The organism is Methylovorus sp. SPW-M1 (assembly GCF_053848825.1).
The window spans coordinates 1,325,186-1,338,465 of sequence record NZ_CM132626.1 but is presented as its reverse complement, the minus strand read 5'-3'; the positions used below and the strand labels follow the sequence as shown (position 1 = coordinate 1,338,465).

Genomic DNA, 13,280 nt, shown 5'->3' with positions numbered 1-13,280 from the left:
GGCGCCCGCAAGCTGAGTTAAATGAATTAAGCTCAAATCGGCGCAAGTTCATGATATGCCTGCAAGCGGTAGTGGTCAAGGCCAACACCGCTGCCAGGTTCATGTCTATACAGCTTCCTCGTATTCCTTGATGGTCACCAGATTGAGGTCCAGCTGGGTGCTGGAGTTAGCAGGCTTCTTGTGACCCAGCTTATCGCCGCGCGCACTTTCAACGTTATTGAGGTACGTTTCGTCGATATCGCCAGTGACATAATTCCCATCAAAACAGGAGCAATCAAACATCTTGATGTCCGGATTGCTCAATTGGACGGCTTCAATCAGCGCATCCAGATCCTGATAGATCAAGGCATCCGCACCAATTTCTTCGCAGATTTGCTGATCGGTACGGCCGGTGGCAAGCAACTCATCGCGCGTCGGCATATCAATGCCATACACATTAGGGAAACGTACAGGTGGTGCAGCAGAGGCGAAATACACTTTATTGGCACCTGCATCGCGGGCCATCTGCACGATCTGCTTGGAGGTGGTGCCACGCACAATGGAGTCATCTACAAGCAATACATTCTTGCCCTTGAACTCCATGCCGATCGGATTCAGCTTCTGGCGTACGGATTTTTTGCGCAATGCCTGACCTGGCATGATGAAGGTACGGCCAATATAGCGATTCTTGATAAAGCCTTCTCTGTAGGTGAGATTCAAGGCATTCGCCAATTGCAGGGCACTTGGGCGACTGGTATCAGGGATAGGGATTACCACGTCGATATGCAGATCACCCCACTCCTTGGCGATTTTCTTGGCAAGGCTAACGCCCATATGCAAGCGGGTTTGGTAGACAGACACCTTGTCGATCACCGAGTCCGGACGTGCCAGATAAACATATTCAAAAATGCAGGGGGACAACTTGGGCTTTTCAGCGCATTGGCGGGAGAAGAAATTGCCATCCATATCAATGAAAATAGCCTCGCCCGGCTCAACATCGCGTACCAGTTTGAAACCCAGCACATCCAGCGCCACACTTTCAGAAGCGACGATATATTCAACGCCCTTCTCTGTTTCGGATTTGCCGATGACCAGGGGCCGGATCCCATTGGGATCACGGAAAGCCAGCAGGCCAAAGTTGGCCACCATTGCCACGACGGCATACGCGCCCAGGCAACGCTTGTGCACGCCAGCGACCGCTTCAAAGATCATGTCACTGTTCAGCACTGCACTATGTGCGGTGTGCTCAATTTCATGAGCAAGCACATTCAGCAGCACTTCGGAATCGGAACTCGTGTTGATGTGACGCAGATCCTGACGGAACATTTCTTCCTTCAGCTGCGTGGAGTTGGTCAGGTTACCGTTGTGACCCAGCACAATGCCAAAGGGAGAATTCACATAAAAAGGCTGGGCTTCGGCGGCAGAGGAAGAACCCGCCGTGGGGTAGCGCACATGGGCGATACCGGCATTGCCTTGCAGGCTACGCATGTGGCGCGTTTGGAAAACGTCCTGCACCAGGCCGTTATTCTTGTGCATGTAGAACGTATTGCCATCGCAAGTGACAATACCCGCCGCATCCTGCCCGCGGTGTTGCAGAACCAGCAATCCGTCGTAGAGCAACTGATTGACCGGGTTTTTACCGACAACGCCTATGATTCCACACATGGAGTGAGCACCTTAAAAAAACGAGAATTCCGATGAAGCGCGTACGACTGTGTATACCGCAAATGGTTCTTCAATCGTACTTGACATGCTTAGTAATATCTTGCGGAAGCCATGGCAACAAGCTGACCACCATCGCCTCCAATGGCGCACTGAACATCGCATTGCGCCACCTTTCATCCTTGGGCACACTGGTCAGGCCGGCCAGAAAAACCAGCACGAGCAATATCAGCACACCACGTAACAAACCAAATACCGCGCCAAGTGCGCGATCCAGCCACCCGAGGCCGACTGTCTTGAATAACTGACCCAGCACAATCGCCAGCAGGCTGCATAACAGCAAGGTAGCTAAAAACAATATGAGGAACGCTGCCAGAAAACGCAAGGCCTCTGACGGAATTGCCTCAGGTAATAAGAGTGCCAGCTCCATGGTGTAAAGCTTGGCAACGAAAAAAGCAGCTACCCAACCAGCCAGCGCCAGCACTTCCCGTACAAAACCGCGCATGACGCTCAATAATACCGAAAGCCCGAGTATGCCGAGCACGGCATAGTCAAATACTGTCATAAGGGATAACCCCTCACTTGCTGGTGACCACCATGCCGGTCAACCCTGCAGCCTTGATCTTGTCCAGCGCCTGCTCGGCTTGTGGACGAGTGGAATATAGCTGGCTGCGCAACCGGATTTTAGGGCCTTTAGGGGTATCCAGCTTTTCAGTAGTGGATTTAATGCCCAGGCCCGCCAGCTTCTGTTGCAGCTGCTTCACGTTATCGGGATCGGAGAACACACCGACTTGCACCAGAAAGCCTGCGACTTTTTCAGAGGAATCTTTTTTCGCAACCTCCGCGGCTACGGGTTTGCTTTCTGCAGGCTTGGTTTCAGCAGGTTTGACGGCTTCGGAAGGTTTTGCCACTGCAGTCGAAGGGGCTGTTTTAACAGGAGCTGGAGCAGCCGCAGGCTTGGCTACTGCAGGCTTGGCTGGCGCAACAGGCTCGGCACGCGACTCAATAGGCGGTGACAGCGGTGCAATTTCGCCTGTTGATTCAGGTTCAGTAACGGGTTGGTCTTCTGGAATGGCAGAGCCGGATTGCTCGGTAGTCGCCGTGGCTTCGGGCTTGACCGGAACAATCTTGGAGTTGAATTTGCTATCCTGGCTAGGAATGGAAATGGCAATTTCTTGTTGTGGAGCCTTGCTGGCACGATCATCAAGCAGCATGGGCAAGACCGTTACCATCAGCAATACGAGCGCAACTGCACCAACCAGCCGTCTACGAGCACGCTTCTTGAATTGAATTTCCTGCTCGTTCAAATTATCAGAGGCCATGGGTAAAACATCCTAGTGGTTATCAGGTGACGCGGGTAAAAGCTGCATGACATCAGCCACGGTGAAAAATGATCCGAATACGATAATTCTATCATTTTCGCCTGCATCTATACAGGCTTGCCTGTAGGCTTCTGCCACCGTTCGGTATACATGCACAGGAACGTCGGGGTCAATTTCGGTCACGGCTTCTTGCAGCTGAATGGCTTTGGCACCCCGAATCTGAGGAATATCCGCCAGATACCAGGCATGCACCGTGGCGTGTACGGCCACCACCACACCGGGGATATCCTTATCCGCCAGCATGGCAAAAACCGCCAGGGTTCGACCGGCATTCGCCTGTGCATTCAGGTTGGAGGCCAGCGCAGCGGCAGCATGAGGGTTATGCGCCACATCGAGAATGACACTGGGTGCTGACCGTCGCACGTCAAAGCGCCCAGCGAGATTCACATGCTGCAAACCGGCGTGAATTGCCTCAGCATTCACCGGCAGTTTGTCATGCAGCGCTTGAATCGCCGTCAATACAGCGGAAGCATTGGAAAGCTGAAAATCCCCTGCCAACGCTGGCAAAGGCAAGTCATGCAAGGTGAACTCCGCCCACTGGTAATGCCAGCGCCCAGATTGCACCTGGTAGTGAAAATCACGATGAATACAGAGCAGTTCAGCCTGGATGGTCTCGGCGTGTTTCAGCAAGGTTGCTGGCGGAGATGCATCTGCACAAATGGCGGCACGGCCAGCACGATAAACGCCAGCTTTCTCGAAACCGATGCTTTCCCGGTTATCGCCGAGATAATCCATATGATCCAGATCAATACTGGTAACGATGGCAACATCGGCATCGACGACATTCACGGCATCAAGCCTTCCGCCCAGACCGACTTCAAGAATCACGACATCCAATGCGTGCTGACAAAAACAGCACAAGGCGGCCAGGGTACCGAACTCGAAGTACGTCAATGCCGTGTCGCCACGAGCCTCTTCGACGCGGGCAAATGCGGCACATAGATCCGCATCCGCAGCCTCACGGCCCATGATACGAACCCGCTCGTTGTAACGCAGAATGTGGGGGGATGTATAACAGCCTACGCGATAGCCGGACTGCAGATAGATCTGCTCCAGCATGGCGCAGGTGGATCCTTTGCCATTGGTGCCGGCGACAGTAATGACCACGAAATCAAGGGGCAGATCAAGGCGCTGCCTCACTGCCTGCACACGCTCCAGGCCCATGGCAATGGACTTGGGATGTAACGCTTCAATGTATTGCAGCCAGCCCTGCAACGAGTCAGGCGGCGTTGAAAGATCAGTCACAATACGAGGGAATCAGGCAACAGCAGGTAATTTGGTCATGCTACTGATCAGGTTGGCCAGCTTGTCACGCATTTCACGGCGATCAACAATGATATCCACCGCGCCATGTTCCAGCAGGAATTCCGCGCGCTGGAAACCTTCAGGCAGGGTTTCGCGAACGGTTTGTTCGATCACGCGTGGACCGGCAAAGCCAATCAGCGCCTGCGGTTCGGCCACAATCACATCGCCCAGCATGGCAAAACTGGCAGAAACGCCACCCATGGTCGGATCCGTCAACACTGAAATATAAGGCAAACCGGCGCGGCCAAGCGCAGTCAAGGCAGCGCTGGTTTTCGCCATTTGCATCAGTGAAAACAGGCCTTCTTGCATACGGGCGCCGCCACTGGCGGAAATGCATACGAACGCCGAGCGACGCTCAATGGCAGCGTTGACGCCGCGCACAAAGCGCTCACCCACCACCGAACCCATGGAACCACCCATGAACTTGAACTCAAACGCAGCGGCTACCACAGGAACAGCCTTGATGCTGCCTTGCAACACGATCAGGGAATCGGTTTCACCCACATCTGCCTGCGAGGACTTGATGCGGTCAGCATAGCGTTTGCTATCCTTGAACTTCAGCGGGTCTACAGGCTGCACTTCGGCGCCGATTTCGGAGCGCCCCTCCTCGTCCAGCAGCATGGCCAAACGGGCACGCGCTGAAATACGGTTGTGATAGCCACACTTGGGACAAACTTCAGCATTCTTTTCGAGATCCGTCCGATACAGCACGGATTCACACGAAGGGCATTTGCTCCAGAGACCTTCTGGTACGGTTTTTTTATTAATGCCCGTCGGGCGATTGATCTTGGGAGGAAGTAGTTTTTGTAACCAGCTCATGGCATGTCCTTTTTAAGCAGCGTCAACCGCGATGCGCAATTCTTTCATCAGCGCAGCCACGTTATCAACGAGATTTTGATCATTGGATTGTTCCACAGCCTGCACCATACGGCTGCCCACCACCACAGCATCACCAATCGCAGCCACAGCCGTTGCTGTCGCCGCATCACGCACACCAAAACCCACGCCTACAGGCAAATCCGTCAGGGTTCGAATTTCAGCCACTTTTTGCGCCACCTCTTCAATATCGAGGTTTTTGGCACCCGTCACCCCCTTGAGGGAGACATAGTAAACGAAGCCGCTGGCCTGGTTCACAATCACCTCCACACGAGCAGGCTCGGTGGTCGGTGATAACAGAAAAATGGGGTCAATACCGCGTGCCTGCAACAGGGCGGTGAATTCCTTGCACTCTTCAGGCGGATAATCCACCGTCAGTACACCATCCACACCGGCGGCTTTGGCTCGATCAGAAAACTTCTCCTGCCCCATTGCTTCAACCGGATTAGCGTAACCCATCAGTATGATAGGCGTCACATTATCCTGCTGACGGAACTCACGCACGATGTCGAGTACGCGGCTGAGGCCAACGTGATGGACCAGCGCACGCTCGCTGGCGCGCTGAATAACAGGACCATCTGCCATCGGATCTGAAAAAGGCACGCCGAGCTCAATCATATCGGCACCGTTTGCCACCATGGCATGTAACAGCTTTACGGTTTGGTCAGGATGAGGGTCACCAGCGGTAATGTAAGGGATCAGTGCTTTCTTTCCCTGCTGCTTGAGCTGATCGAACGTGGTTTTTATGCGAGACATGAATGGGATCTTAAATACTGGATGATTAAAGGGTAATGCCAGACAAACCGGCCACCGTGTTGATATCTTTATCGCCACGACCGGAGAGGTTCACCAGAATGACCTGGTCAGGAGACATGGTCGCCGCCATCTTTTCTGCATACGCCAACGCATGGCTGGATTCCAGTGCAGGAATAATACCTTCGGTGCGGCAAAGACTATGGAAAGCCGCCATGGCTTCATCATCGGTAATGGCCACGTATTCAGCACGCTTGCTGTCTTTCAGCCATGCATGCTCAGGCCCTACTCCTGGATAATCCAGGCCAGCCGAGATCGAATGCGTTTCGATGATTTGACCGTCTTCGTCCTGCATCAGATAAGTACGGTTTCCATGCAATACGCCGACTGAGCTATTGGCTGTCAATGGCGCGGCATGTTTGCCCGTTGCCAGGCCCAGGCCCGCTGCCTCAACGCCGATCAGGCGCACGTTTTCTTCATTGATGTAGGGGTAGAAAATACCCATGGCATTGGAACCGCCGCCCACACATGCCACGACCGCATCTGGCTGACGCCCGATCATTTCCTGCATTTGCTGCTTGGCTTCCACACCGATCACCGCCTGAAAATCCCGTACCATCATGGGATAAGGGTGCGGGCCAGCCACGGTACCAATAATGTAAAAAGTGTTGGAGATGTTGGTTACCCAGTCGCGCATGGCTTCATTCAGCGCATCCTTGAGGGTTTTTGAACCACTTTCCACTGGCACAACCGTCGCCCCCAACAGCTTCATGCGATAGACATTGGGAGCTTGGCGCTTCACATCTTCAGACCCCATGTACACGACACACTCCAGCCCCATACGAGCTGCAATGGTAGCCGTCGCAACGCCATGCTGGCCTGCCCCCGTTTCAGCGATTACGCGTGGCTTGCCCATGCGTTTTGCCAGTAGTGCTTGCCCCACGGTGTTGTTCACCTTATGGGCGCCAGTGTGGTTCAGATCTTCCCGCTTGAGATAAATGCGAGCACCGCCAACGCGTTCAGACCAGCGCTTGGCATAGTAGATAGGGCTTGGACGGCCTACAAAATACTTCAGATCATGTGCAAATTCGGCCAGAAATTCAGGGTCATGGCGAAAGCGCTCATACATGACACGCAATTCTTCCAGGGCTTCCACCAGAGTTTCTGCGACAAAAATCCCGCCGTACGGACCAAAATGGCCTCTGTCGTCAGGCATATCATAAAGCTGCATCTGTAACTCCTCGCATGAATGCGGCAATTTTGCCGGCATCCTTAATTCCTTTTTGGGACTCGACACCACCACTCACATCAACGGCATATGGTCGAACCTGTTTTATCGCTTCTGCCACATTGTCCGCATTCAGCCCCCCTGCCAGCACAATGGGCATAGGCAATTCTGCGGGAATAAGCGACCAGTCAAAACGCTGGCCCGTTCCACCCGCTACGCCTTCAACATGGGCGTCCAACAGCAGCGCGCTGGCCCGTGGATAATCGAGGGCGTATTGTAGCAAATTTGTGTCCGGCCTGACGCGTATTGCCTTCATATAAGGCCGAGCATAACGCTGGCATTCTTCAGGAGACTCATCGCCATGAAATTGCAACATATCCAGTCGCACTTCTTTTAGCACTTGTTCAATGAATGAGGGCTCGGCATCGACAAACAAACCTACCACCGCAATAAATGGAGGCAAGCTAAGAATAGCGGCTTGTGCCTGAGCAATGCTGACATGTCTGGGGCTAGCCTCAACAAACACCAGTCCAATCGCATCAGCGCCATGCCGCACTGCTGTGAGGGCATCTTCCTCTCTGGTAATGCCGCATATTTTGACTCGGGTACGCAAGATGAGATTCTTTGATGAAAGCAGAATTGATTGAGACCGCTAGGTTAACTGAAACGTTGTCGCATGTCACATTGCGGCAATATGAAAAAAGCCTCAGGCCAATGACAAATGCACATAGCGGCGGGTATCGGGCAGCCCCCAACGCGATTCGTAGCCTACTCCACTCAAATACAAGCCATCCGGGGAGAATGTTGGAGGAGCAAGACGACGGTCATGACTCTGCAGGAGTTGCTGGATGAACGCAGGTGGCTGACTCCCCTTCCCTACATATACCAGCGCACCCACCATGTTACGCACCTGATGATGCAAAAATGCATTGCCGCTAAACTCAAACAGAATAGCCTGCCCTGCACGACGCACCTCCGCCTGCTGTAATGTCCGTACGGGAGATTTGGCCTGACATTCGGCAGCACGGAAAGCGCTGAAATCATGTTCACCAATCAAATGCGCAGCAGCCTCCGCCATGGCGTCTACATCCAGAGGCTGATGAAACCAGCCAACTTTGCCAGCAAGGATGGCTGGTGCTACCGCCTGGTCAAACAAAATATATTGGTAATACCGTTGGCGAGCAGAAAATCGGGCATGAAACTCATCGTCCACCTGCTGCGCCCATAACACTCTGACACTGGAGGGAAGGCCTGCGTTTACTCCACGAACCCAGGCATTCAGCGGTCGCTCGGTCGTTGTTTCAAAATGCACCACTTGGGCCAGGGCATGAACACCGGTATCGGTTCGCCCAGCCGCAATCACCCGCACAGGATGGCAAGCCATACGGGCCAGCTCCCGTTCCAGTGCATCCTGCACACCGCAGCCCCCCGGCTGGCTTTGCCAGCCGCAAAAATGGGCACCGTCGTACTCTAGCCCAAGGGCAACTCTCATTTAAACCTCACCATTCACAATATCCCGTGTCAGCTTGCCATCGTATAAGAAAAAAGCCGGATCAAATCATCCGGCTTTTTATCACAACTACACAACTAAATGCAGATATCCGCTAAGCACCCAGACTATTGATAATGGCCTGTGCTCGGGCCCGCTGTTGTGGGCCGCCCTCGCTAAGCACTTCCTCAAGCAGCTCCTTGGCACCTTCATTATCGCCCATATCCATATAGGCCGTGACCAGATCCAACTTGGTATCTACTTCGGCAGATTCAGCCGCAATGGCCGCAGGTGGCTCATCGGAAGCATTGGCGCCATTAAGATCCAGACTGATATCTGAAAAATCTACCTCTGCCGGCGCAATGGATTCCGTGGAATTTGTATTCAGATCAGGCAACGCGACATCCTCTTCCGCGTCAGCCAGGTTATCCAGATTAAAGTCGAGATCGACATCACTGGATGGCGACTCGAACACAATCTCTTCCACCGGATCCTCATTGAAGGCATCAGGCAGAGCGTCTGCAGATGCGGTGGCAGAGTCAGCCACTTTTTTATCCTGCTCGCTTTCAGGCGTATCAAAGTCCAGACTGATGTCAGGAACAAATGCCTTGGGCTGCGGCAATGAATCATCGCTGGCAGGTTGGGAAGATACATCTGCGTCTACAGCGGCATCGCTGTTTTCGAATGCAACGCCCTGTTCATCCGCCTCTACACTCGGCAGTTTGTCTTCGTCGAACGCAGTCGAAGATGACAATCCAAGATCAGGGAAGTCACTGTTACCCGCTTCCGATCCTGGCAAATCGAAATCAAACGTAGTCGGAAGCGTATCGTTTGCATTCTCAGAGGGTGATGCATCCTCCACTGGCAAACCAGGCAATGTATTGCCGAACTCGCCTATGTCCATCTGTATGGTGTTTGCCGCTGGGGATTCTGGCAAGTTGAGCTGAAAATCAAGATCGCTGGAATCGGAGGGCTGGTTATCAGACTCAAGCTGCGGATTCACATCCTCATCGACTGAGTATGGCTCAGGCAGATCATCCATAATGGTGGGCGCCATCATGGAGCCCGCTGCCGAAGATGACGCTATCTCGCTGTTTCTTGTGTCTTGATCATCATTCTCGTCGGCGCCAGAATTAACATTGAATCCGACGAAATCCAGCGTATTAGCATCCTCTACCGAGGCAGTCTCATTGGCAGGCTTATCTTCGCCGAGACCAAAGTCCAGATCAGAAGAGGCGTCATCTGCAGATTCAATGTCAGAGACAGCCCTGTCATCCAGATTATCATCCAGAGAAAAGTCCATGCCACTGGCAATATCAGGTTTAGCCGTCGAAGGGACTTCATCCAAGCCCAAATCATCATCCAGACCCAGGCCTTCGTCACCGCCTTGGTAGATGGGGTTTTGGCTATCCAACTTGCGTCCCAGTTCTGCCACTTTGCGCCACTGCGGGTCACTTGCCCCTATCGTGGCATAAATTTCACCGGCCAAGGTTTCAAATGCAGCGGTGTCCTTGCGAGCGGCATACATTTCCAATAGCTTGTGATGCAATTCGTAACGCTTAGGGTCCTTGGCAATCGCATCACGCAGAATCTCTTCGGCTTGCGCATCGCGCCCATATGCCATGTAGACCTCGGCTTCGGCAATTGGGTCGACATCATGTGTGTCGATCATGCCACCACCCGTTTGCGAAAAGTCTGTCAGGAATGAGGTATCCCCGGCGTCCACCTTGCTGCTCAGGGTGCTGCCAAAAACGGTATTTGCCTTCAAGCCTCCGGAGGTGAGGATCGCTTTCTCGAACGTATCCAAATTACGTTTACGCTTGTTACGCAGATATAACCAGCCACCGAGCAGTGCGAGTAATGCAGCACCTGCACCACCCCATAGCATCAGTTTTTCATTCTCCACACCCGCAATCAACTCAGTATCCGGCACTGGCGCAGGAGTCACACTTGGTTTGGGGTTTACCGCAGGAGAAGTTGCTTCCTCTTCCTTTTTAACCACACCACTATCAGGCTTCACTGCCGGAACAGCTTGAGCGGGCTTTTCAGGCGTAACAGGCTCTGCTTTTTGCTCGCCATTTTTAGCGCTCTGCAGCTGATTAGCTGCATTATCTTTCAGTTCAGCCATGGCTTGATTTTTGATCTCAAGCAGCTTTTGCATATCCCGCACTTGCTTCTCGAGGGCAGCAGCGCGATCGCTCGCCTCTTGCAAGGCTTTTTCTTTTGCTATCGCCTCTTCCTGCAAGGCATTAAGCTTTTCTTGACCAGAACGGGAAGCGGCACTATCAGGGGCCTCACCTTTGGACAATCGAACAACATCGCGTGCCCCAGACTGCGATTGAGCTGCCTTGTCCTGCGCTGCCGAAGTCAGCTTGCCACTGGCGGACTGGCTGCCCTCACCTTCGCGACCCGCACTTGCCGTAGCAACAGACTCGCCAAGACGTTTGCGGTAGGCATTCCAATCAGCCGCCTGCAGCTGGATTTCCTGACGCGCCTCGGCATTACTGATTCCTTGCACCTCTTGCGTGGGTGGAATGCGCAATATCTGCCCCACCTTGAGGCGATTCATGTTGTTATCGTCAAACGCATGCTTGTTTGCGCGATAGATACCCACCAGCATCTGATCCAGGCTGACGCCTTCTACATCAGCATTCCGCGCGATAGCGCTGAGGGTATCGCCACGACTGGTCGTATGTGTCTTGTCTGCGCTTTCACTTTCCACGGGCACTGGCTTTTCAGCAGGCGCTGCGGGTTTGCGATTATTGCGTTTGGCTGTCTTTGCCGGAGGGGCGCTAGCGCTGTCTGCACTTGGACGCACAGGACCTGCAGCCACCGCGGACGGGGCAGTAGCCGATGGAACTGGATTGCTTGCTGGTGCTGCAGCCTGTGGCAGGTTGCTATTGGGATTAGGCGTGGCATAGCCAGGTGGATCCAGCAACATGGTGTACTCACGCACCAGACGGCCCGTCGCCCACTCAACCTGGATCAACATATCGACAAACGGATCAGTAATCGGCTGATTACTGCTTAATCTTAGAACAGCAGTGCCGTTGGCTTTCCTGCTGACATTGATCTTGATGGCATTTTGAATAGGAGTGCGCTCTACACCTTGTACAGCGTAAGCAGCTTCTGGAGCGATGGCAGCGGAGAGAGACTCGAGTTCATCCTGGGTGGTTCCAAGCAACTCGATTTCGGCACTTAACGGTTCTCCAAGACCTGATGCGACCGTCAATCTTCCCAGCCCGGCAGCATCAGCAGTCCATGGAATTATCGCCAGGAAAACCGCGAGCGAAATCCGTTTTAGTTTAGACTTATGCACTATTCCACCCTTATTGCAGTATTAGATTGTAAGCTAACATCAATCATTTAGAGTTGCAAGCTGACAGCTCACATCACATTTACATGCTATTTTTTACTGCCAAAAATGGTCCATTCTGCTGACGAAAGCAGAGCGCTTAAACCCTTAATGTTCAACCAGAATTCGCAGCATCCGACGCAAAGGCTCAGCAGCGCCCCACAATAGCTGATCGCCTACGGTAAATGCGGACAAATACTCATTGCCCATGCTCATCTTGCGCAAACGTCCGACGGGGGTTTTCAAGGTCCCGGTAATGGCAGCAGGAGTCAATTGCCGAATAGTGATATCACGCTCATTAGGTATGACGCTTGCCCAGGGGTTTGCGCCATCAAGCAGTCCGATGATGTCATCCAGTGGCACATCCTTTTTGAGCTTGATGGTCAGCGCCTGGGAGTGACAGCGCATAGCGCCGATTCGCACACACAGGCCATCGATAGGCACCGGGGTTGCTTCCCGTCCTAGTATCTTGTTGGTTTCAGCCTGCCCCTTCCACTCCTCCTTGCTCTGGCCGTTGCCCAGGTCCTTGTCGATCCAGGGAATCAGGCTGCCGGCAAGCGGCACGCCGAAATGATCGGTAGGGAAACGCTCGTCGCGCAGAATACCGGCAACTTCCCGATCGATATCCAGAATAGCCGAAGCCGGATTATTCAAGAGGTCACTAGCCACACGATGGGCCTCGCCCATCTGCTTGAGCAATTCGCGCATATTCTGTGCGCCTGCACCACTCGCTGCCTGATAGGTCATGGAGGTAGCCCATTCCACCAGGTTTTCACGGAACAAGCCGTTCAGCGCCATCAGCATCAGGGAAACCGTGCAGTTACCACCAATCCAGTTCTTGCCGCCACTCACCAAGGCATTCTTGATCACATCAAGATTGACTGGGTCGAGCACAATCACGGCATCCTGCTCCATGCGCAGGGTAGATGCCGCGTCGATCCAGTGCCCATTCCAGCCGTCGGCACGCAGTTTCGGAAAAATCTCGGTTGTGTAATCGCCACCCTGACAGGAAACGATCACATCCATGGCCTTTAACTCATCCACGGCGCGCGCATCCTTCAAGGGCGGCACATCCTTGCCAATGTCCGGGCCCTGCCCCCCCGTTTGGGAAGTAGTAAAAAACACGGGCTCGATATGGTCAAAGTCGCGCTCTTCACGCATACGTTGCATCAGCACGGAACCCACCATGCCACGCCAACCGACAAATCCTACTCTTAACATGTGCATTTCCTTTAGCGAAAAAACCGGTTT

General features: G+C 53.4%; 11 protein-coding genes. All 11 read right to left on the bottom strand.

What is annotated here, in order from left to right; translation table 11 throughout:
• Positions 1-105 precede the first annotated feature (105 nt).
• The 11 genes from purF to asd all read right to left on the bottom strand — a co-directional run bounded on the left by purF (position 106) and on the right by asd (position 13,250).
• Positions 106-1,644, bottom strand: coding sequence for an amidophosphoribosyltransferase (purF, locus tag ACWWD9_RS06250; RefSeq protein WP_013442382.1), 1,539 nt, complete (start codon positions 1,642-1,644; stop codon positions 106-108).
• A 70-nt stretch (positions 1,645-1,714) separates the two neighbouring features.
• Complete coding sequence (locus tag ACWWD9_RS06245; RefSeq protein ID WP_455868048.1) at positions 1,715-2,206, bottom strand: CvpA family protein; 492 nt, start codon at positions 2,204-2,206, stop codon at positions 1,715-1,717.
• Between the two features lie 13 nt (positions 2,207-2,219).
• Positions 2,220-2,963 carry an SPOR domain-containing protein gene (locus ACWWD9_RS06240; RefSeq protein ID WP_455868047.1) on the bottom strand — a complete coding sequence of 248 codons (744 nt, stop codon included), beginning with the start codon at positions 2,961-2,963 and terminating at the stop codon, positions 2,220-2,222.
• Between the two features lie 12 nt (positions 2,964-2,975).
• Positions 2,976-4,268 (bottom strand): bifunctional tetrahydrofolate synthase/dihydrofolate synthase, encoded by a 1,293-nt coding sequence (gene folC / locus ACWWD9_RS06235; RefSeq protein ID WP_455868046.1) that lies wholly within the window; start codon positions 4,266-4,268, stop codon positions 2,976-2,978.
• A gap of 12 nt (positions 4,269-4,280) precedes the next feature.
• Positions 4,281-5,147 (bottom strand): acetyl-CoA carboxylase, carboxyltransferase subunit beta, encoded by an 867-nt coding sequence (accD, locus tag ACWWD9_RS06230; protein WP_013442386.1) that lies wholly within the window; start codon positions 5,145-5,147, stop codon positions 4,281-4,283.
• Between the two features lie 12 nt (positions 5,148-5,159).
• A complete protein-coding gene (trpA, locus tag ACWWD9_RS06225) occupies positions 5,160-5,960 on the bottom strand; it encodes a tryptophan synthase subunit alpha (protein WP_013442387.1) in 801 nt (266 codons plus the stop codon).
• Between the two features lie 25 nt (positions 5,961-5,985).
• Positions 5,986-7,188, bottom strand: coding sequence for a tryptophan synthase subunit beta (trpB, locus tag ACWWD9_RS06220; protein WP_013442388.1), 1,203 nt, complete (start codon positions 7,186-7,188; stop codon positions 5,986-5,988).
• Entirely contained in the window at positions 7,175-7,798 is a 624-nt protein-coding gene (locus ACWWD9_RS06215) for a phosphoribosylanthranilate isomerase (protein WP_013442389.1), read from the bottom strand. Before ACWWD9_RS06215 ends, trpB begins: the two co-directional genes overlap by 14 nt.
• Before the next feature lie 93 nt (positions 7,799-7,891).
• Positions 7,892-8,677 carry a tRNA pseudouridine(38-40) synthase TruA gene (truA, locus tag ACWWD9_RS06210; RefSeq protein WP_041362183.1) on the bottom strand — a complete coding sequence of 262 codons (786 nt, stop codon included), beginning with the start codon at positions 8,675-8,677 and terminating at the stop codon, positions 7,892-7,894.
• 112 nt (positions 8,678-8,789) lie between these two features.
• Entirely contained in the window at positions 8,790-11,993 is a 3,204-nt protein-coding gene (locus tag ACWWD9_RS06205; protein ID WP_455868045.1) for a FimV/HubP family polar landmark protein, read from the bottom strand.
• A 144-nt stretch (positions 11,994-12,137) separates the two neighbouring features.
• Positions 12,138-13,250: an aspartate-semialdehyde dehydrogenase gene (asd, locus tag ACWWD9_RS06200; RefSeq protein ID WP_455868044.1), complete on the bottom strand. Its 1,113-nt coding sequence runs from the start codon at positions 13,248-13,250 to the stop codon at positions 12,138-12,140.
• Positions 13,251-13,280: the final 30 nt, after the last annotated feature.